The organism is Stenotrophomonas sp. STEN035, assembly GCF_056759935.1.
The window spans coordinates 44,421-65,804 of the sequence record NZ_JBRRDY010000016.1 but is presented as its reverse complement, the minus strand read 5'-3'; the positions used below and the strand labels follow the sequence as shown (position 1 = coordinate 65,804).

General features: G+C 62.0%; 20 protein-coding genes. 8 read left to right on the top strand and 12 right to left on the bottom strand.

The window, feature by feature from the left end:
- From ACVOLL_RS10570 to ACVOLL_RS10525, 10 genes are all read right to left on the bottom strand, one after another.
- Window positions 1–888, bottom strand: coding sequence for an HpcH/HpaI aldolase/citrate lyase family protein (locus tag ACVOLL_RS10570; protein ID WP_481512874.1), 888 nt, complete (start codon window positions 886–888; stop codon window positions 1–3).
- Entirely contained in the window at window positions 878–1,975 is a 1,098-nt protein-coding gene (locus ACVOLL_RS10565) for a cysteine protease StiP family protein (protein ID WP_481512873.1), read from the bottom strand. Before ACVOLL_RS10565 ends, ACVOLL_RS10570 begins: the two co-directional genes overlap by 11 nt.
- Entirely contained in the window at window positions 1,972–2,724 is a 753-nt protein-coding gene (locus tag ACVOLL_RS10560; RefSeq protein WP_481512872.1) for an HAD family hydrolase, read from the bottom strand. Before ACVOLL_RS10560 ends, ACVOLL_RS10565 begins: the two co-directional genes overlap by 4 nt.
- Complete coding sequence (locus ACVOLL_RS10555; protein WP_481512871.1) at window positions 2,705–3,916, bottom strand: phosphoribosyltransferase domain-containing protein; 1,212 nt, start codon at window positions 3,914–3,916, stop codon at window positions 2,705–2,707. Before ACVOLL_RS10555 ends, ACVOLL_RS10560 begins: the two co-directional genes overlap by 20 nt.
- Window positions 3,913–4,959, bottom strand: coding sequence for an ATP-grasp domain-containing protein (locus tag ACVOLL_RS10550; RefSeq protein ID WP_481512870.1), 1,047 nt, complete (start codon window positions 4,957–4,959; stop codon window positions 3,913–3,915). The genes ACVOLL_RS10555 and ACVOLL_RS10550 overlap by 4 nt, the downstream gene beginning before the upstream one ends.
- Before the next feature lie 112 nt (window positions 4,960–5,071).
- The gene (locus ACVOLL_RS10545; protein ID WP_481512869.1) at window positions 5,072–5,656 is read right to left on the bottom strand and encodes a TerD family protein; all 585 of its coding nucleotides are present in this window, start codon (window positions 5,654–5,656) and stop codon (window positions 5,072–5,074) included.
- 67 nt (window positions 5,657–5,723) lie between these two features.
- Window positions 5,724–6,449 (bottom strand): TIGR00266 family protein, encoded by a 726-nt coding sequence (locus tag ACVOLL_RS10540; RefSeq protein ID WP_481512868.1) that lies wholly within the window; start codon window positions 6,447–6,449, stop codon window positions 5,724–5,726.
- A gap of 61 nt (window positions 6,450–6,510) precedes the next feature.
- Window positions 6,511–7,086 (bottom strand): TerD family protein, encoded by a 576-nt coding sequence (locus ACVOLL_RS10535; protein ID WP_004146770.1) that lies wholly within the window; start codon window positions 7,084–7,086, stop codon window positions 6,511–6,513.
- A 26-nt stretch (window positions 7,087–7,112) separates the two neighbouring features.
- A complete protein-coding gene (locus ACVOLL_RS10530; RefSeq protein ID WP_481512867.1) occupies window positions 7,113–7,691 on the bottom strand; it encodes a TerD family protein in 579 nt (192 codons plus the stop codon).
- Between the two features lie 30 nt (window positions 7,692–7,721).
- Window positions 7,722–8,747 carry a DUF475 domain-containing protein gene (locus ACVOLL_RS10525; protein WP_481512866.1) on the bottom strand — a complete coding sequence of 342 codons (1,026 nt, stop codon included), beginning with the start codon at window positions 8,745–8,747 and terminating at the stop codon, window positions 7,722–7,724.
- A 677-nt stretch (window positions 8,748–9,424) separates the two neighbouring features.
- Here ACVOLL_RS10525 and ACVOLL_RS10520 point away from each other — a divergent pair.
- The 5 genes from ACVOLL_RS10520 to ACVOLL_RS10500 are packed head-to-tail and all read left to right on the top strand — an operon-like array spanning window position 9,425 to window position 15,096.
- Window positions 9,425–10,066 carry a vWA domain-containing protein gene (locus ACVOLL_RS10520; protein ID WP_481512865.1) on the top strand — a complete coding sequence of 214 codons (642 nt, stop codon included), beginning with the start codon at window positions 9,425–9,427 and terminating at the stop codon, window positions 10,064–10,066.
- A 43-nt stretch (window positions 10,067–10,109) separates the two neighbouring features.
- A complete protein-coding gene (locus tag ACVOLL_RS10515; protein WP_154354630.1) occupies window positions 10,110–10,754 on the top strand; it encodes a vWA domain-containing protein in 645 nt (214 codons plus the stop codon).
- Between the two features lie 27 nt (window positions 10,755–10,781).
- On the top strand, window positions 10,782–11,831 hold the full coding sequence (locus ACVOLL_RS10510; RefSeq protein ID WP_481512864.1) for a TerY-C metal binding domain-containing protein: 1,050 nt from the start codon (window positions 10,782–10,784) through the stop codon (window positions 11,829–11,831).
- 1 nt (window position 11,832) lies between these two features.
- Complete coding sequence (locus tag ACVOLL_RS10505) at window positions 11,833–13,593, top strand: protein phosphatase 2C domain-containing protein (RefSeq protein ID WP_481512863.1); 1,761 nt, start codon at window positions 11,833–11,835, stop codon at window positions 13,591–13,593.
- Between the two features lie 3 nt (window positions 13,594–13,596).
- A complete protein-coding gene (locus tag ACVOLL_RS10500) occupies window positions 13,597–15,096 on the top strand; it encodes a lipopolysaccharide kinase InaA family protein (RefSeq protein ID WP_481512862.1) in 1,500 nt (499 codons plus the stop codon).
- Between the two features lie 110 nt (window positions 15,097–15,206).
- Here the strand turns inward: ACVOLL_RS10500 and ACVOLL_RS10495 are convergent, their stop codons facing one another.
- Both ACVOLL_RS10495 and glmS read right to left on the bottom strand, forming a co-directional pair.
- Window positions 15,207–15,551 (bottom strand): DUF4236 domain-containing protein, encoded by a 345-nt coding sequence (locus tag ACVOLL_RS10495; protein ID WP_481512861.1) that lies wholly within the window; start codon window positions 15,549–15,551, stop codon window positions 15,207–15,209.
- Between the two features lie 183 nt (window positions 15,552–15,734).
- On the bottom strand, window positions 15,735–17,567 hold the full coding sequence (gene glmS / locus ACVOLL_RS10490; RefSeq protein WP_481512860.1) for a glutamine--fructose-6-phosphate transaminase (isomerizing): 1,833 nt from the start codon (window positions 17,565–17,567) through the stop codon (window positions 15,735–15,737).
- A 215-nt stretch (window positions 17,568–17,782) separates the two neighbouring features.
- Between glmS and ACVOLL_RS10485 the strand changes: the two genes are divergently transcribed.
- From ACVOLL_RS10485 to ACVOLL_RS10475, 3 genes are all read left to right on the top strand, one after another.
- Window positions 17,783–19,051: an efflux RND transporter periplasmic adaptor subunit gene (locus tag ACVOLL_RS10485; protein WP_481512859.1), complete on the top strand. Its 1,269-nt coding sequence runs from the start codon at window positions 17,783–17,785 to the stop codon at window positions 19,049–19,051.
- A 199-nt stretch (window positions 19,052–19,250) separates the two neighbouring features.
- Window positions 19,251–19,976 (top strand): ABC transporter ATP-binding protein, encoded by a 726-nt coding sequence (locus ACVOLL_RS10480; protein ID WP_296247631.1) that lies wholly within the window; start codon window positions 19,251–19,253, stop codon window positions 19,974–19,976.
- Window positions 19,977–20,021: 45 nt separating this feature from the next.
- Window positions 20,022–21,326, top strand: a complete 1,305-nt coding sequence (locus tag ACVOLL_RS10475) for an ABC transporter permease (protein ID WP_481512858.1) — start codon at window positions 20,022–20,024, stop codon at window positions 21,324–21,326.
- Window positions 21,327–21,384 lie beyond the last annotated feature (58 nt).

Below are 21,384 nucleotides of genomic sequence, written 5' to 3'. Positions count from 1 at the left end.
TCAGCTCCCCAGCTTCCCCTGCAGCTGGCGCGAACGCGCCAGCACTTCCTGCGCCCAGCGACGGTGCGTCGCCGGTTCGCACATCGCGCCGTGCATCTTGAAGATGCCGGCGCTGCTGCCATCGACCATCAGCCTGGCCAGCGCCACATCTTCGTCGGACACCTGGAAATAGCGCTCGATCATCTCCACCTGGCCGGGATGGATCGCGGTCTTCCCGCACAACCCGTGTGCGAGGTCACGCTGCAACTCACGCGCCAGCGTGTGTTCGTCTTCGAAGTATTCGAATACCGGTGATGTGAGCTGGAAACCTGCCGGCTTGAATACGCGTACCAACGAAGAGATCACATCGCCGACTGGCGTTTCATAGATGGTCATCCCGCGCGGCCGCCGCATGCCCAACAGCGACAGCAGATCATTGCCACCGATCCGCAACGCGACAATCCGCTGTAGTTGCGGATGTGCCAGCAGGCAGGTGCACAACTCACGCATCAGCCGTTCGTCAAATGCATCCACGGTTTCAAGGGTGGGCATGACCGCGTAGGCCGTGCCCAGCAATGGGTCCAGAAACGCGGATACGTTGGCAGCGCCGAACTTCGGCAGCACAAATCCATCAATGGCCGCAATTCCTGGCAAGGCCAGTACGCGCGACAGGGATTGCGGATCGCGCGGGCGCAGGTAGCGCGCAAGCCCAGGCCGCCGCTGTATGCCACGCAACGCCTGCGCCAGGTTCGCATACGCCGCTTCCAGCTCGTGATCGGCAACCGCATCTTCCATGCAGAAGATCAGGTTGCGCACGCCCTCCAGCTTGGCCCCGGCAGCGATGGCGACCAGGTCCGGATGGGTGCCAGGTACATACAGCGATGCACCGAAGTGCAGGTCAATGTCCATTGGCCACACTCCTGATCAAGGACACCGCGCTGTACGGCAGGTCAGGATCACACTGCACGGCCACTCCCTTTTCCAGCGCCAGGCGCTTGAGATGGGCCACATCAGCCTGCGTTTCGTCACGCAGGATCAACCTGTCCGGCAAGCGCCGCAGCAACACCCGCGTTGCCTCGGCGATGCCCGGCTTCACAAGATTGAGATCGGCAATTCCGTATTGGTCGCACACCCGCTGCATATAGCTGGCCGACACCGCCGCGCAGCGCTGCTTGTCCGCAGCCTGGCCGCTCAGCGATGGCGACGGCGCAGGCACCGGCACCTGCATGCCCAGGGCTACGATTCTTTCGACGAACGCCACGGATAGATCGTTGCTGCGAAACTGATCGAAGTAGACACAACCATGGAACTGTTCCGGCCCTATCTGGTCATTCAGGATGGAGCGACTGACCAGTCCTGAGACCGTTGAATTGAGTATCGCCGACGGAATCAGATAGTCCTCGTAGGAGGCAGCGTGATGAGCAACCCCGCAAAGATCGGCAAGCACATACAGGCCGTCGGCCAATGCCGCGCCGCGGGTCCGGTTGTAGTCGGCGATGGCCATCCGCAGTTCGCGGCTGATGACACCCTTGCCGGTCCAGCCGTCGACGAAGATGATGGAGGCATCGGTATGGCGTGCACGCACATGGTCCAATGCAACCGCATCGATGCCGCGGTCGCGGATGATGGAGACCGAGTAGTGGCTGCAGTCGCGTTGCAATCTGCGCTGCAGCAGGTGCTTGAGAATGACGCCCACCGGCGTGCCCGCGCGCGCCAAAGAGACAATTACTATTTCGCCACGCACGCTGGCAGCAAGATCCGCGCACAGCTGCAAGCAATCGGTGGCCATGCGCTGACCATTGCGCTGCAGCGCGTCATCAAACAGCTGCATGTACTGGGCAGTGGGCAGCTGCTCCGGGGTCAGCATCTCGCTGTAGTGGCGCGCGCCGCTCTGGATCAGCTGTTCCTTGTCTGCAACGTCGTGCAGTTGCGTCAGCTGGATCGGCGTCAGCAGGAACTCGACATCTTCGGCACGATAGCTGCCGTGGAAACTCACGGTAGTCGCTCCTCGAGAATCGCCGCGATCTGGCTGCGGCGCGGGGATATCTGGTAGTCGCATTCCAGAAGGAATGGAATATCCGACTCGCTGTCACCCATGCCCCAGGTCACCGCATGCGTATGCTGCTCACGCAGGTGTTCGATCAGGAAGCGCACGGCATGTGACTTCTGCAAGGTCCGCGGCAGAACCGCCAGGTTGTTGCCGTTGCGATGCACCCAGACCTCCCCGCCCATCTGGGCCACGAACGGTGCAACCAGGGCCTCCTGCATATGATCAAGATGGTCGGCATGCTCGCCACGGTACTTGGCAAGCCAATAGAACGGCAGACCGTAGTCACCGATGATGCGGCTGGTGGTGCTCAGCGCCGACGTCTGGATCATGTGCAGTGCGCGCGCATGCAGTTCTTCCAGCCAACCCCGCGCCGCGTCCGCCTCGGCGGCCACCCGCGCATGCCACTCCGGCAGGGGCTGCAGGCACGCATCCAGAATCACCCCGCCATGGTTGATCACCGCATACGGCACCGCGGGCAGACTTACCCGGCGATAGGCGTCACCATCGCGCGCAGTCACTGGAATCAGGGTAGCGAACCCGCCCAGGCTGACGAACGCATCATGCTGGCGCTGGGTCATGAAGCCGTTGGCATCACCTTGCGGCCCGTGCGCCATGACCGCAACCTCAGTGCCAGCCGGCGTTTTACGCCGACTCTGGAACAAGGTGTCGTCAAGATCACAGAACAGAAAGTTCAACGCAGCCTCCCTGACAAGTGAACTCGACGATGCGCGCGTTCAATGCTGCGGCCAGCGCCTGCGTTGAAGCGTTGGCCTCGCCTTCGCAGCACACCAGGGTCTGGTCGCTTTGGAACAAGCCATCGTTGTAGAAGAAGTTAGGCACGCCTTCCTGATAATGGTCGGCTAGCGGCACCACACTGTGGATATCACCATGGCCAGGCATGATCGGCGAGCGCGTCGTCGACTGCACCCGCACCTCGAATCCGCGCTGCTCCAGCCAAGCACCCAGCACGAACGCGGCGTGCATGAACTCGCCGGTACCAACCATCCGCACCGACTGCTTGCCTTGCAAGGCTTCGCGCACGATCTGCTCGCCCTGCACATCGGCGACCACCAGCGCCGCCGCCACCGGCCTGCGCCCGAAGTTGCCGGTCAGTTGCGGATAACGGAAGCACCTGGGCTGCGCGCTCGACTGTGGCGAAGCCAGCGCGGCACCCATGGCGCGGAAGCTATGGCTGCCGCGGAACAATGCCGACACTTCGACCCGCGCCAGCGCAGCGCCCTGCTGGATGACGTCGCGAGCGCGGCCGCCGGAAAAGTCGCATAGCGTCAGCACATGGATGCGCTCGATCTGCGGAAAGTGACTGCGATACTCCTGCGCGAGATTGACGAAGGTATTGCCGGTACTCAGCTCGTCATCCACCAGCACCAGCACGCTGCAGCCGCGCAGCTGCTGCATGCTGGCGGCGTCCTGCGGCAGGTGCAGGCACAGGTTCGGCGCATGACTGTGACCTTCCTCGAACGTCAGTGTCCTCTCGTCCATCCAGTAACGCGTGGAATGCACATACAACGCTGCAACGTCGGGTTGATTGCGTTTGAATGCCTCGAACACGCCATGTCCAAGACCGGTCGCAGTTTCGGCCATGCCGATGAACACCACTGATTCGGTGCCGGCCACATCCAGCAAGCCGGCCAGTTCGTCATGCACTGCGCGCATGCGCGACGGTGCCACCGGATAGTGCTTGCCCAGCACCTTGCTGACGAACAGGTAGCCGCGCTTGGCGTTGTCACGCGCGGCAAAACCAACGTAATCGGCGATATCCGTGCGCCTTGAGCCCGCATCAAGCTGGATGGAAATATGCCCCGTCGGCAACTCCATCTGCAGATGTGCGGCGGCTCCGACAACGCCCTCCATGGCGACATTGCTCATGCCGACTGCGCCTCCGGCAGCACCACCGCCTGGCGATACTCGCCAACCCGCAGACCATGCTTCACTGCCGGAATGCGCTGCTGGTCCAGCTCACCAAGCGCGTCCAACACAGCCAGGTGCGGCAGGTTGGGGCCGGCCAGACAGGCCATCGCCGAGCCACCGGACATGCGTGCATTGATCTCCAGCACGCGCAGACGGCCTTCCCCGTCTTCCTTGAACTGCACGTTGAAGATTGCGTTGAGCCCGTACTCGAGCGCCAGGCGTTGGCACGCGCGCACGATCAACGGATCGTCAACGATGGTCTGGCCCGCGCCGGCACCACGTTCCTTGCGCCGCGCCACCGCCACCAGCAACCTGCCATCACTGGCCAGACAGTCGACGCTGTACTCGTGGCCACTGAGGTACTGCATGACCAGCAGCGGCTTGAAGCTCTGCATACTGGACAGCTCACGGTCCAGGTCGTCGCTGGCGACGTGGAAATCAATGCCCCTCAGGATGTGATCCAGGGCCTTGCGGCGCTCGTCGATGATACGGAAGCCGATCCCGTACACGCCCACCGATGGCTTGATGCACAGCGCTGCATGCTTGCCGCGCAGGCTCGCATGGGCCTGCTGGTACTCGGCGTAGCTCTGCACCATGATCGTTTCTGGGCCGGGCACTTCCGCACTGGCCTGGTCCAGATAGAACTGCGCCTTCTCTTCCAGCGCTGTCAGCGCGGCATCATCGGCAACCAGAATCAAGCGCGTATTGAGCGCGGCAAACTCGGCACGGCGCAGGGCAATCGCGCCGGCACCACGACCCGGATAGAAAATGTCCACGTGGTTGCGCTGGCAGAAATCCAAGCAATAGTCGACGTAGGCTTCGCTGTCCAGATCGGCCGGCTCGAGCTCGCTGTACGACGCCGCCGAGAAGCCGGGGAAGTTCGGGTTGTCATGGCTGCATATGGTGCGGAAGCGTTGTTCCGAGTCAGCCGCATGAATCAGCTCGATCGCTGGACGAACATGGCTGAAGGTCCGGTTGAACCAAATGGTGATCTGCTGCATGGAATGCGCCGCGTCCTGGCTGAGCGTCTCTTGCGTGCGCGGGCACTGCCGTCACTGGAGAAACAGGCAAAAAGAATGCGGCCCCAGAACGGGGCCGCCGATGTATCCAGATTTACAGGTGCGGAATAATCCGCGGCAGCAGCTGTGCGAAGGTCTGGCCGGACGCATTTTCGCCAATGGCGTGCAGCTTCCATTCGCCGTTGTGGCGGTAGACCTTGGACATGATGACGGCGGTGTGGCTGCCACGCACGCCGCTCAGGTTCAGCTGTGCGACTTCCTTGTTGTTGCCCTTGTCGACCAGGCGGCACACCGCGTTGGCGACACGGTCGAAGGTCTGACCGGTGAAGCTGTTGACGGTGAACACCAGGCTCTCGACGTGTGCCGGCACCCGGCTCAGGTCCACGTGGATGACTTCGTCATCGCCGTCGCCATCACCGGTGCGGTTGTCACCGGAGTGGCGGATCGAACCGTCCACGCTATCCAACTGACTGAACCAGACGGTGTCCACTACCTGCTTGTTTGCGTCGAACATCACGCAGGACGCATCCAGATCGATGCCGCCACCGCCGCCGAACAGGCTGCCCAGGAAGCCGCTCTTGGCAACATCCCAACCCAAGCCCATGAACACCTGCGTCAACGCACCGCCCCCCTGCTTCTCAAGGGTGATTTTCTGGCCTTTCGAAAGACTAATAGACACGTTCAAACTCTCCTTGTGCGGGCAGCAGCCCGTTTGATTGATGCAGCAATCCCATAGCGGCAACGGTTCAACCGCGCCGATCAGTACCGCCCTTGCCCACGCGCTTGCCCAGCCATTGCACATAGCTGTCGCGATTGCGCGAGCAGAGCACAACCTTGCCCTGCCCGCTGAATTTCAACACCAAACCCTCGCCGCTGGTCACCGAGGAGACCAGTCCTGACAACAGCCCGCTACGCAGACTGGTAGCGGAAATGCTGTAGTTGAGGTTGCTGTCCCAGGCCACGACATGTGCGTTGTCGATGATGATGTCCTTGCCGGGCTCGACATCTATCGAATAGACGCTGCCAAAGCCCGAGACCACAAGCCGGCCCTGCCCCTGCGCCTCCATCACGAAGAAGCCGCCGGTCTGGGCAAACAGCGCGTTGCCGATCCCCTGCATCTTTGCGCGCAGCTCCACCGAGGTTTCCGCGGCGACAAAAGCACCATCGGTGATCGTGTACCTGCGCTGGCCTACATCGAGAATCTCGATGGAGCCGGGCAATACCGGCGACAACAGGCAATCACCGGCACCACCAGTGGCGACGATCTCCTGCTGGAAGAAGGATTCGTTGTTTACCAGGCGCCGCGCCAGGCTGTTGATCAGCCCTCCGGTCATGCGGCCCTGCATTTCGAGATTCGCTTCCATCATCACCATCGCATCGGACTCGGCGTACACCCGCTCGCCCTGACGCAGTGAGATATGAAGAAACGGATCTATGTCCCCAAGAACAGTGAACTCGGCCACAGCATGCATCCTTGATGCGATCACGCCGGCCACGCCCGGGTTTGATCCGGGCGCGGCGGCGTCAGTGGTCTTAGGCGTTGACGCCGTAGTTGCGGGCCATCGGGCCCAGGCCACCCTGGAAGCCCTGGCCAACGGCCTTGAACTTCCATTCGCCATTGTGGCGATACAGCTCACCGAAGGTGATTGCGGTTTCCACCGATGCGTCTTCCGACAGGTCGTAGCGCGCCACTTCCTGGCCGCTGGCTTCGTCAACCAGACGGATGTAGGCATCAGACACCTGGCCGAAGTTCTGGCGGCGCGATTCGGCGTCGTGGATGGTCACCGAGAAGGCAACCTTCTGCACGTCGCCAGCCAGCTTGGACAGGTCGATCTTGACTACTTCGTCGTCGCCGTCGCCTTCACCGGTGGTGTTGTCACCCAGGTGCACCACGCCGCCGCACGGCGAAGCCTTCTGGTTGTAGAAGATGAAGCCTGCATCGGAGCCGACCTTGCCACTCTCCTGCAGCAGGAAAGCACTGGCATCGAGATCGAAGCCGGCGCCGTCGGTGGCACGGGCGTTCCAGCCCAGGCCGACCAGAATATTCTTCATCGAAGGTGCTTCCTTCGACAGGTTTACGTTACCGCCTTTCTGCAACGAAATAGCCATACCAGACTCCTTGTTGGTTATTTAGATCAATTGACGTCCACGCCGTGCTGCGCGCACAAAGCGGCCAAGCCACCTTCATAGCCTTGCCCGACTGCTTTGAATTTCCATTCCTGGTTGTGGCGATATACCTCGCCGAAGACCATCGCGGTCTCGGTGGAATAGTCTTCGGACAGATCGAAACGCGCGATTTCCGCATCGTTGTCGAGATTGACGATGCGCATGAAAGCACCCGACACCTGGCCGAAATTCTGCTGGCGCGCATGCGCGTCATGGATGGTTACGGCAACCACCAGCCGCTTCACCGCGGCCGGCACCTGGTGGAGCAGCACTTTCAGCGCCTCATCGTCGCCATCGCCATCACCGGTACGGTTGTCACCGGTGTGCTCCACCGAGCCGCATGGCGACAGCAGTTGGTTGTAGAAGATGAAATGCGCATCCGAAGGTACCTTGCCGCTTTCATCGACGATGAAGAGGCTGGCATCCAGATCGAAATCACTTCCAGTCGAAGACCTGGCGTCCCAGCCCAGCCCGATCAGAATCTGGCTGAGGCTGGGCTCGGTCTTGGACAGACTGATGTTGCCACCTTTAACGAGGCTGACGCCCATACCACCGCACTCCCTGCGTCTATCGTGGAATCAGGCTTCGTCAGCGCTGGCCAGCGCCTCTGGCGGGTTCTTCTTCCGGTAGCGGATGGAAGACCAGATCGAGACCACGATGAAGGCAACACCCAGCAGCGCGGTGATCAGCTCCGGCACGTGGAATTTCATGCCGACAAACATGATCGCGGCGAGGATACCAATGGCGTAATGCGCACCGTGCTCAAGGAACACGTACTGGTCCAGCGTGCCCTTGTCGACCAGATAGATGGTCATCGAGCGGACGAACATCGCGCCGATTGCCAGGCCAAGCATGATGATCACGATGTCGTTGGTGATCGCGAATGCGCCGATGACGCCGTCGAAGGAGAACGAGGCGTCCAGCACTTCCAGGTACAGGAAGCCGCCGATACCACCCTTCATGATCGCGTCGCCGCCCTCACCAAACTCCAACAGGCCGCTGATCACCTTGACACCCATGTAGACCAGGATGCCGCAGACACCAGAGAACAGTACGGCAAACTGACTTGCTTCCGGCACCAGGAACTCAACCGAAAGCACCAGCACGATCATCGCAATGAAGATGGAGACCGTGTCGAGCTTATGCAGCGCGGCGACCTTCTTCTCCATCCAACCCAGCCAATGCAGGTCCTTTTCCTCGTCGATCAGGAAATTGAGGAATACCAGCAGCAGGAACACGCCACCGAACGCAGCGACCTCGGCATGGTGCTCGGTGAGGTGCTTGGAGTATTCCTCCGGGTTCTTCAGACCCAGGTTCCAGGCATCCATCAAGGACATGTCGGCGGCAAGCGAGACGATCAGCAGCGGGAACAACAGGCGCATGCCGAAAACCGCGACCAGGATACCGATCGTAAGGAAGATGGTTTTCCAGAACTTGTCCCAACCACGCAATACGGCGGCATTGACCACGGCGTTGTCGAACGACAACGACAATTCCAGCACACCGAGGATGGCGGTAATGACTACTGCCTTGGGCCCACCCCATAAGTACGCCAACACCAGACACACGATGGTAATGAGAATGGAAAGCCCAAAGTGTCGCATCTACTCTTCCCTGAATTAGAAAGGCCGAAAAAACCGGTTTATTCCCGCAAGTATCCGAGGGCCAGAATCCTTCTGTCAAGCGAGCATTGAATTCGCAATTGCCGGGTGATACGGTTCAAAAGATTGGATCCGATGAAGCTAAGTCAATAAGGAGATGACGGTAGACGCTTCGCTATTGCACCCCATAACCGGGCAGTGTCCGCCAATACGTTGGCGCCGGCTGGCGACCCTTTCAAAGGTGTCCACTCGGGGGGTAGCAACTGACACCTATCGCAACGCTCGGGGGGGCATGTCTGTTGTCAGTCACGTCGTGGGCGCTCTGCTGCCACGCAAGCCGACCAACGTCCGCACGACCGTCGCCATCTCGGTACCCGCTGCCGCAAGGACTGGCCCCGCCATTGGCACAGGCGAGCAAGCAGCGGCCGCCATACCCTGCCCTTGCCCAGCCGCGCAGTTCGCAACGTGCGTCATTGGCACCTGGCCGGCACACGCCGCCACGCAACTGGCTTGCATCTGCCGCGACCATCGCCGGCCCATGCAGCAACGGGCCGTCCCAGGCACCCGCCCCATACCGCAGTCTCCCGCGAGCCAGCTAGCGCTGCGCACGCGTGCGCCACTGAACCTACTTACCGCACCCTTTGCAGAACGGGCCCTGGGCCCATAACAGGAGCTACACAATGCGTCGTCTTCCAGTCTTCATCTTGGCCGATGTCTCCGGCTCGATGCTCGGTGAGCCCATCGAAGCCGTGCGCACCGGCGTGCAGACCATGCTGTCCTCGCTGCGCCAGGATCCCTATGCGCTGGAAACGGCATACATCAGCATCATCACGTTCTCCGACGCCGCCCAGACCGTGGTCCCGCTGACCGAGCTGGTCTCGATCCAGGCACCGGATTTCAAGGCCGGCGGCACCACCGCACTGGGCGCAGCACTGAAGGAGCTTGCCCGCTCCATCGAGCGCGATGTCCGCAAGAGTTCACCGGAACAGAAGGGTGACTGGAAGCCGCTGGTATTCCTGCTGACCGACGGTGCGCCAACCGACAACCTGCAGGAAGGCATCAACGAAATCCGCAACGCCAAGATCGGCACGTTCGTTGCCTGCGCGGCCGGCCCGAATGCCGACACCACCGAGCTGTCCAAGATCACCGAATCGGTGGTGCGTCTGGACACGCTGGATTCGAACTCGGTCAAGAGCTTCTTCAAGTGGGTGAGCTCGTCGGTCTCCACCTCCAGCCAGAAGATCGAATCCGGCGGCGTGGACCTGACCAAGGGCTTGAACGAGCTGCCGCCGCCGCCGCCGGAAGTGCAGGTTGTGATCTGAAGCGCACCACACGGATACGTAGCAGTACACAACAGGGATTGCCATGTCAGATCGCCGTTTGATCATCTACTTCCTCGCCGACACCTCCGGGTCGATGCGCGGGGAACCCATCGAATCGGTCAACATCGGGCTGCGCTCGATGATGTCCGCGTTGCGCCAGAATCCCTATGCACTTGAAACGGTGCATCTGTCGATCGTCACTTTCAACTCGGAGGTGGCCGAGATTCTGCCGATCACGCCGATTGAAACCGCCGCGATACCGGACATCGTCTGCCCGCAGTCGGGGGCCACCATGCTCGGCGAAGGACTGGAATTCATCGCCGCCAAGGTGCAACGCGAGGTGCGCCGCTCCAGTGCCGACAACAAGGGCGACTGGCGCCCGCTGCTGTTTGTGCTCACCGATGGCAAGCCCACCGATGTACTGGCATTCAAGGAAGTGGTGCCGAAGATCAAGGCCTGTGGCTTTGGCACCATCATCGCCTGCGCAGCCGGCCCCAAGGCCGATGCCGAGGCGTTGAAGACCTTCGCCGACCGGGTGGTCAGCCTGGACACCATGGATGCGAACTCGTTCTCCAGCTTCTTCCAGTGGGTGTCGACGGCGGTCACCGCCGGCAGCAGCAGCGTCGGTGCGGCCAGCACCGGCGTGGAACTGCCACCGCCGCCGCCCGAAGTCCAGGTCGTGTTCTAAGCCATCGAAGGCAACAAGGAGCCCCATATGCGTCGCCTTCCCGTTTTCATCGTTCTCGACCTGTCCGAATCCATGATCGGCGAGGACCACCGTCGCCTGCAGGAGGGGATCGCCAACCTTTCCTCGATGCTCAAGACCGATCCCCAGGCGTTGGAGACGGTCTATATCAGCCTGATTGGCTTTGCCGGCCAGGCACGGACATTGACGCCGCTGGTGGAGGTGGCTTCGTTCTATCCACCACGCCTACCGGTCGGCTCGGGTACCAACCTCGGCCGGGCGATGACCCACCTGATGGACGAGATCGACCTGCAGGTGCGCAAGACCACACCGGACCAGAAGGGCGACTGGAAGCCCATCATCTACCTGATGACCGACGGCAAGCCTACCGACGCCATCGATGCGGCGGTGGAGCGCTGGAACAAGCACTACGCCCAGCGCTCCTCGTTGGTCGCGGTGGGCATCGGCCAGTACGCCAGCCTGAGCGCACTGCGCAGGTTCACCGACAACGTACTGAACTTCGCCAACGGTGGTGACCAGCAGTTCCACAAGTTCATCACCTGGGTAAGCCAGTCGGTATCGGTACAGAGCAGAAGCGTGGGCATGGCCGGCGACAGCGGCGTGAACCTGGCCAAGTTCGATGAAAGCTTCCTCAAGAAAATCGAACAGGCGGCCTCGCAGATCACCCAGGATGAAGACTTCGCCATCATCCGTGCCACCTGTTCCAAGAAGAAGCTGCCGTACCTGATGAAGTACGAGAAGTCGCCTTCGCAGATCCGCACCGAGTACATGTCGCTGGACGTGATGCCGTACCTGCTCACAGGCGTGTACCCGGTCGAGAAGGACTACAACGACTGGTCCGAGAGCAACTCCATCGAAGGCAGCATCAACAGCGACCAGCTGCTGGGCTCACCGGGCTGCCCGCATTGCGGCAACCCGATTGGTTTTGCGATGTGCAGCTGTGGTGCGGTGATCTGCCTGGCAGGTGGCGGCGCGGCGCTCTGCCCGGTGTGCAACAAGCAAGGCAACTTCGGCCAGGGCGAAGGTGATGGGTTCGACGTAACCAGGGCACGAGGCTGACATGGCATTCAAGGATCCCGGCAACAATGGCCGGCAGCTGCTGCAGATGGCAGCAATGCTGGCCGCCACCGCTGAAGCAAAGAACTACGATGGCGAAATTCTGCAGGCCTTCATCGGCTCGTCCGATGAACTGAAGCTGGCGGAGGACTTCCTGCAATCGGTGCAGGAGCGCTGGCGTTCCCATCTCGACACCACAGAGACAGCCACGGAGCCGTTGCAGGCAGGGACTGTCGACGCAACCGCGGTCGCGACAACTACCGACGTAGCCGCCACAGTTGCCTGCGATGTACAGACGGGCGAATCAGCGCAGGCAGCGACACAGACACCTGCGCTGAACGAACCCACAGCAACCGCCGCCGACACCAACAGCGCGGCTGCGCCTGCAGTGGCGGCTGAAGCTGAGCTTGCCCCCGGCACAACGGATTCGACTGCAAGCGCAGCACCTGTCGCGTTTGCGGTCGCTGCACCTGCATTGGCCATCGCCACTACCGCTACCGCAACTGTTACCGCTCCGGTCGCCACTGCCGCACCGGTCGCAGCAATGGCGCCTCCACCAAAGGTCTATCCGGACATGAAAATCCAGCTCGCCAATGCCAAGGCCGGCCAGCCCTATGAAGGCGCGTTTGTCATCGCGCCTGCCGCACAGATCACCATCATCGGCGTGCAGGCCCCTGAAGGTATGGGCCTGTTCCACGCCCCCGGCAGTACCAGCATTCAAGGCACGCCGGCGATGGCTGGTGACTTCGAGCTGCAGGTGAAGTATCGCTTCAGCGATGAAGCGGCGGATGCGCCAGTACGCATTGCCAAAGTCAACCTGACGGTGACCCCGGACCCACGCTCACTGTGGCAGAACCTGCCTTCGGACAAGGGCGTTCCGTTCTGGAAGCCGGATCAGGATGCCAAGTTGATGGCCGACGAGAAGATCGTCGCAGCCAGCCAGCGCGGTCGCTCGCACGCGCACAAAGGCACCTGCCGCGACGATGATTTCTTCATCGACACCTGCAACGGCTGGCAGATTGCAATCGTCGCCGATGGAGCCGGCAGTGCCCGCTACTCACGCGAAGGCGCGCGACGCGCAGCGCAGGCAGCCGGTAATTTCATCATCAATGCGCTGGCCAACGATGCCGCGTTGCTGCTGGCAGCCGACGACATCATCGCCGCCCCCTCGGTCGAGGAACGCGGCAAGAAACATGATGCGCTCAAGTCAGCGTTCTATTCCGTGGTTGGTCATGCCGCCCATGACGCACTGAAGACCCTGAGCGTGCTGGCCAATGAAGGCGGCCCCGATGGACTCCCGGTCAGCCTGGCTGATCTGAATACCACCCTGCTCATCGCCGTGCGCAAGCAGCACGCTGGCAAGCACATCATCGGCAGCTACAGCATCGGTGACGGCGCCATCGGCATCCTCGCCGGCGATGACGTGCATCTGGGCGGCAAGCCCGATGGTGGTGAATTCTCCGGCGGCACGCGCTTCCTGGCCGCTGCCTACGTACAGCAGGACCAGCTCTGGGAGCGCACCCGTGCGTTCGTGCTTGATCAAGCGCAGTCCATCGTGCTGCTCACCGATGGCGTGTCCGACCCGAAATTCAAGAGCGACAATGCGCTCGAGGAACGTGTGGCCTGGGATGCCCTGATGGACGAAGTAGTCAGCCATACCGGCTTCCCGGTAGTGGAAGAGAACCTGGCCGAAAAGCTCGTCGACTGGCTCAACTTCTGGGTACCCGGCGAACACGACGACCGTACGATCGCAATCATCTGGTGACCTATGGCAAGCATTGTTTCTCTCAAAACCCATGATGGCCGCGACATCTCCTACATCGATGAGGTGAAGGGACAGGGAGGCATGAAGGATGTCTATTTCTCCCCAAACCGTGACTATGTCGTTGCCTTCTTCCGCGACAAGCAGGACCCCGGCGCCAAGGAACGGCTGATCCAGATCGCCGACACCTATCGCCACGGCATCTACAACAAGGAAGGCGGCAGTTACTGGAAGGACCTGTTCTGCTGGCCCACGGGCGTGGTTGAGCACCAGGGTCGACTGGGCGTGGTGGCACCGTTCTACAACCCGAACTTCTTCTTCGCCGTGGGCAGCCGCAACGGTGACAGCCTGGGCATCAAGGGCCGCGAGAAAGAAGGCAAGTGGTTCGCAAGCGCCAAGAACCGCAACACCTTCATCGACCCGAAGGAACTGGGCGACTGGAGCACCCACCTCAAGATCGGCTTGATGATTGCCCGCGCGGTGCGCCGTCTGCACGCCGCTGGGCTTGCCCACTCCGATCTCTCATACAAGAACGTGCTGGTCGACCCCTCACGCGGCGCCGCCTGCGTGATCGATATCGACGGCCTGGTAGTCCCCGGCAAGATCCCGCCGTTGGTGGCCGGCACGCCGGACTTCATCGACCCGTTGGTGATGATGACCCAGCGCCTGGCGCTGGGCGACCCGCAGCGGGTATTGCCCAGCATCCGTACCGATCAGCACGCCTTGTCGGTGCTGATCTACATGTATCTGCTGTATCGCCATCCATTGCGCGGACCGAAAGTGCATGACGTCGGCGACCCGCAGCGCGATGAAGAGCTGTCCATGGGCGAGAAAGCGTTGTGGATCGAAAATCCCACCGACACTTCAAACCGCATCCGTCCGGCCGACCTGAAAGCTTCCCAACTACCGTGGGGCGATCCGGCCAAGGTTTCCTACAAGGTCACCGGGCCTTACCTGGCGCCCTTGTTCGAACGCGCGTTCACCACAGGCCTGCACAACACCACGCAGCGACCCTCGGCGGACGAGTGGGAAGTCTCGCTGGTCAAGACCGTCGACCTGTTGCAGCCCTGCACCAACACCAGCTGCGAGCAGAAGTGGTATGTCTTCGACAACAGCAACTCGCCACGCTGCCCGTTCTGCGGCACCCCGTACAAGGGCAGCCTGCCGGTGCTGAATCTGTACTCCTCGCACAAGGAGGGCAACTTCCGGCCAGACAACCACCGGCTGATGGTCTACAGCAACCAATCGCTGTTCTCCTGGCACATGTTCAAGAACGTGTTCCCCAACGAGAAACTGGCTGAGAACCTGCGCCGCCGACTGGGCTACTTCGTGCTTCACCAAGGCAAGTGGTGGCTGAAGAACGAGGCAATGCCGCAGCTATGGGACGCCAGCAACAAGACCCAGATTCCGCTTGGCGGGCAGATCGAGCTCACCGATGGCCTGCAACTGTTGAACAAGGAAGAAGGCGGCCGCCTGATCGTTGTGCAGATGGCCCATGGCGCCTGATTGGCCTGACAACACGCTGCAGCGCTGACGACACAGTCGCTGCAACAAACGGACGCCGCCCAGGCTTGGGCGGCGTTCTGCGTTATGACCCGGGCGTTGCTCCACCACGGTCAGCGCGTGCGCAGGGCAGCCACCCGCTGGATACCGTACCGACACAGGTCATAGACCGTAAGCACCACCCACGCCAGGCATTGCCATACCAGCGGAAGCAGATGGAGCAACACTTTTACAATTGCGGCAAGCACGACAAAGCACAGTACAAGCACGGCCATGACACCGGCATTCTTACCCCAGCTCTGGCGAAAGCTCAGCCCCGGAATACCCGTACGCAGACTGAAACCGCGCGTACCCACCGAACCATGCCGTGAGCGATGACTCAGCGATGCGCCGGAACCACTGGCATTGAGCCCCCAACCACCACCAAGCCTGATACGCCGCTGAAAACGAAATCCCATGACACCTCCTGTGCTGGAGGCGGATTTCTGCCACGAATCCGATCGACTGACAAGTCGCCGGTCCAGCCTCAGCCCTGCATTGCCTGCAAGAGCCAAAGCGGCCACTTACGGCCAGCAACGTCGTGCGCATCCTGGCGACTCCGGAGGCGTCGCAGTGATCAATCACTGCGACGCTTCAGACAATCATTCCACCGTAACGCTCTTGGCCAGGTTGCGCGGCTTGTCCACATCGGTGCCGCGTGCCAGGGCGGTGTGGTAAGCCAGCATCTGCACCGGGATGGTGTGGACGATGGCGCTGAGCACGCCGGCATGGCGGGGTGTACGGATCACATGCACGCCCTCGGAGGCATTGAAGTTGCTGTCCTGGTCGGCAAACACGAACAGCTCGCCACCGCGTGCGCGCACTTCCTGCATGTTGGATTTCACCTTCTCCAGCAGGCTGTCGTTGGGGGCGATCACCACCACCGGCATCTCCGCGTCCACCAGCGCCAGCGGGCCGTGCTTGAGCTCGCCGGCCGGGTAGGCTTCTGCGTGGATATAGGAGATTTCCTTGAGCTTGAGCGCGCCTTCCAGCGCGATCGGGTAATGCAGACCACGGCCGAGGAACAACGCGTTCGACTTGCCGGCGAAACGCTCGGCCCACGCGATGATCTGCGGCTCCAGGTTCAAGGCGTGCTGCACGCTGCCCGGCAGATGCCGCAGTTGCTCCAGGTAGTCTGCTTCCTGGGCGGCATCAACCTTGCCATGCAGTTTGCCCAGCACCACGGTCAGCTGGAACAGCGCGGCCAGCTGGGTGGTGAACGCCTTGGTCGAGGCCACGCCGATCTCGGCACCGGCACGGGTGTAGCAGACCAGCTCGCTGGCACGCGGAATCGCGCTTTCCGGCACATTGCAGATCGATAGCGTGTGCAGGTGACCGAGCGACTTGGCGTACTTGAGCGCTTCCATCGTGTCCAGGGTTTCGCCGGACTGGGAGATGGTGACGATCAGATGCCTGGGATTGGCATAGGCAGCGCGGTAGCGGTACTCGCTGGCGATCTCCACGCTGCACGGCAGGCCGGAGATGGCTTCGATCCAGTACCGCGCGGTCAAGCCGGCGTAGTAGCTGGTACCGCAGGCCAGGATCTGCACGCCTTCGATGTCCTTGAACACCGCTTCGGCGTTCTGGCCGAACAGGGTTGCCGGGAACCCACCGGCATCAATCGCTGCCTCGACGGTGTCGGCCAGCGCGCGCGGCTGCTCGTGTATTTCCTTCTGCATGAAGTGGCGGTACGGGCCCAGCTCCAACGAGGCCAACGACACGTCCGACATGCGCTGCTCGCGCTGTGCCGGTGCGTTGTTGGCATCGAATACACGCACGCCCTGGCGGGTCAGTTCTGCGGTGTCGCCTTCTTCCAGGAACATCACCCGGCGGGTGGCCTGCAGGATGGCCGATACGTCGGAAGCGACGAAGTTCTCGCCCTCGCCAAGGCCGATCAGCAGCGGGCAGCCCATGCGTGCCACCACCATGCGCTCGGGCTCGTTCTCGCTGATCACCGCCAGCGCGTAGGCACCAGTCAGTTCCTTGACCGTGCGCTGCAAGGCGCTGAGCAGATCATCTTGATCAGCCTTGAGGTGATGATGGATCAGGTGGGCGATGACCTCGGTATCGGTCTGCGACTCGAACACATAGCCCAACGCCAGCAGCTTCTCGCGCTGTTCTTCGTGATTCTCGATGATGCCGTTGTGCACCAGCGCCACGCCCTGGCTGATATGCGGATGGGCATTGGATTCAGTCACACCACCGTGGGTGGCCCAGCGGGTATGGCCGATGCCCATCACCGAATGGAACTGCTCGGCGATGGCCGCGCCCTCCATTTCGGCAACACGACCGGTGCGACGCACACGGCGGATGTGCTCGCCATCGAGCACGGCTATGCCGGAAGAATCGTAGCCGCGGTATTCCAGCCGCTTGAGTCCTTCAATCAATACCGGAACCACATCGCGATCAGCAATCGCCCCAACAATCCCGCACATAGCCTATCCATTGGTAATTACGAGCGGACATTCTAAGTCAGCTGGATCAGACATCCAGCGGACATACCTGGACATCGCCCCCCGGACACTGTCCGCGCGAGCGTCCGCGGACACCCGGACACTCACATCGATGAATATTTCCCAAACAAATTCAATTACTTGGAGTTGGCACGCGATCTGCTTAATGAATAACAAACCCAGCAGCGAAGCCGACGATGATCCGCGACACCTCCGCCCAGGACCAGGTAAGTACCCAGCGCCCGCAGCCCGTGTGGCGGCGCTACATGTGGCCTACGGTCATCACCGTGGTGGTGGTGGCCGGCATCGGTTACGTCGTCAGCAACTGGCTGGGCGCCAGTCGCTCGTTCGACGGCGACCGCCTGCGCATTGCCGAAGTGAGCCGCGGCAACCTGGTCCGCGACATCGCCGCCGATGGCCGCGTCATCGCCGCCAACAGCCCGGTGCTGTATGCCATCTCCTCCGGCACGGTGACCTTGAAGGTCGTCGCCGGTGACGTGGTCAAGCAGGGCCAGGAATTGGCAGTGATCGACAGCCCGGAACTGCGCAGCAAGCTGGCGCAGGAACAGGCGACGCTGGCTGGCCTGGAAGCCGAAGCCGGCCGCGCCGCACTCGATGCCACCCTGGCCCGCGCCACTGGTGCCAAGATGTCGGATCAGGCCGGGCTGGTGCGCGTCGCTGCCGAGCGCGACCTGCAGCGCTACCAGCGCGGCTTTGATGGTGGCGCGGTACCGCAGGTCGACCTGGCCAAGGCCCAGGACGAATTGAAGAAAGCCCAGATCGAACTGCAGCACGCCCAGCAGGACGCCAGTCTGCAGAGCCAGGGGGCAAGCCTGGATGCACGCAACAAGCGCTTGATGGCGGATCGCCAGGAAGCCGTGGTGGCTGAAGTGAAGCGCCAGGTAGATGCACTGACCCTGCGCGCGCCGTTCGATGGTCAAGTCGGTCAGGTCCAGGCCACCCAACACACCCAGGTTGCCACCAACGCCCCGATCCTGGGCGTGGTCGATCTGTCGCGCTTCGAGATAGAAATCAAGGTACCGGAAAGCTTCGCCCGTGATCTGGCGATCGGCATGCCGGCCCAGCTCACCAGTGGCTCCGGCCAACCGTACCCGGGCGAGATCGCTGCGGTGTCACCGGAAGTGGTGAACGGCGAAGTCGTCGCCCGCCTGCGCTTCTCCGACAAGCAGCCGCCGGGCCTGCGCCAGAGCCAGCGCATGAGCGCCCGCATCCTGCTGGACACCCGCAACAACGTGCTCAAGGTCGAGCGCGGCCCGTTCGTCGAGCAGTCCGGTGGTCGCTACGCCTATGTGGTCAGCGGCAGCACCGCGGTGCGTCGTCCGATCCAGACCGGCGTCAGCAGCCTGGGCGAAGTTGAAATCGTCTCCGGCCTGCAGCCGGGCGAGAAGATCGTTGTCTCCGGCGCGGATCTGTTCGGCGACATCGAACGCGTGTCGATCAATTGATAGGGGCCGGGATTGGGGATTCGGGAATCGTGATTGGAAACAGCTGCAGGCGTCCGGGTTGTCGTGAGCCCTGCCGTCCACGCTGCAAACCTCGAATTCCCTCCCCCATCGCCGGCCCTGGCATCACCCATTCAAGCGCAGTCCCAGAACCCCGTTCCCGCTCCACCTTCCACATTCCCCGTCGCTGAAAGGAATACCCATGCTCCATATGCAATCCGTCTCCAAGGTCTTCCGTACCGAACAGGTCGAAACCCATGCGCTGCGTTCGCTGGACCTGCATGTGCGCGAAGGCGAATTCGTCGCGGTCACCGGCCCGTCGGGCTCGGGCAAGACCACCTTCCTCAACATCGCAGGCCTGCTGGAAACCTTCACCAGCGGCCAGTACCTGCTTGATGGCCAGGACGTCAGCCACCTCGGCGACGACGCCCGCTCGCGCCTGCGCAACCAGAAGATCGGCTTCATCTTCCAGGGCTTCAACCTGATCCCCGACCTCAACCTGTTCGACAACGTCGATGTGCCGCTGCGCTACCGCGGCATGCCCTCGGCCGAGCGCAAGCAGCGCATCGAGAAGGCCTTGAGCGACGTCGGCCTGGGTTCACGCATGAAGCACTACCCGGCCGAACTGTCCGGCGGCCAGCAGCAGCGTGCTGCAATCGCGCGCGCCCTGGCTGGCAGCCCGCGCCTGCTGCTGGCCGACGAACCGACCGGTAACCTGGACACGCAGATGGCACGCGGCGTGATGGAACTGCTGGAAGAAATCAACAGCCAGGGCACCACCATCGTCATGGTGACCCATGATCCGGAACTGGCCGCACGCGCCCAGCGCAACGTGCACATCGTCGATGGCCAGGCCACCGACCTGATCCGCGAGCCGGTGCTGGCACACGCCGCCCGCATCGCCGCTGTCGCCGACAACCAGGGCTGAGCCCCATTCCGCCACGCGCAGCGCCTGAGCTGCCAAGGATCGTCCATGTTCAGTTACTACTTCAAACTTGCGCTGCGCAGCTTCGGCCGCAACAAGATCCTGACCGCGCTGATGGTGCTGGCCATCGCCCTCGGCATCGGCGCGGCGATGACCACTTTGACTGTATTCAAGGTGCTGTCCGGTGATCCGATCCCGCACAAGAGCGATCGCCTGTTCTACGTGCAGCTGGATCCAGGCATGCGTGAGGGCTACAAGGCCGGTGAAGAGCCGGAGATGCAGTTGACCCGCTTCGATGGTGAAACCCTGCTCAGCCAGAAGAAGGCGCCGCGTCAGGCTTTGATGACCGGCGGTGGTGGCATCGTCGATCCGCGTGTAGATGCGCTCAAGCCTTTCAGCATCAGCATGCGCTACACCTCGGCCGATTTCTTCCCGATGTTCGATACCCCGTTCGCGTTTGGACAGGGCTGGACCGGCGATGAAGACCAGGGCCGCAGCCGCGTTGCAGTAATCAGCAAAACCCTGAATGACAAGCTGTTCAAGGGCGCGAACAGCGTCGGCAAGGAAGTGCTGGTGGAAGGCCATGCCCTGCGCATCGTCGGCGTACTCAAGGAATGGAAGCCAGCCCCAAAGTTCTATGACCTCTACTCCGGCAAGTTCGATTCCGAAGAAGACGTATTCGTGCCGTTCAGCACCTCGCTGGAGCTCAAGCTGGACCGCAATGGCAGCATGAACTGCTTTGGCCGCGAGATCGTCAACGACGTGATGGCCTTGAACGTGCCCTGCGCATGGGCACAGTACTGGGTAGAGCTGGATTCACCCAGCGATGCCAAGGATTTCAAAGCGTATCTGGACAACTACTCCGAGCAGCAACGCGCCAGCGGCCGCTTCGAGCGTCCGGCCAACACCCGCCTGCGTGATGTCATGGACCTGATGGAATACCGCAATGCGGTGCCGGGCGATGTACGCCTGCAGATGTGGCTGGCATTCGGCTTCCTGCTGGTGTGCCTGGTCAATACCGTTGGCCTGTTGCTGGCCAAGTTCCTGCGCCGCAGCGGTGAGATCGGCGTGCGCCGTGCACTGGGTGCCAGCCGCGCGGAGATCTTCAAGCAATGCCTGATCGAGGCCGGCACGATTGGCTTGGCCGGCGGCCTGCTCGGCCTGGTGTTTGCACTGTTCGGACTGTGGGCAGTACGTCAGCGCCCAGCCGAATACGCCTCGCTCGCCCATCTGGACGGTTCGATGCTGCTGATCACCTTTGCTCTTGCGGTATTCGCCAGCATGCTCGCCGGCATCCTGCCCGCCTGGCGCGCCATGCAGGTAGCACCAGCACTGCAGCTCAAGAGCCAGTAATGCCCTGCCCCCTCCCTTGCGCAACGCGCAGGGGAGGGCTGGGGAGGGGCGCTTTGGC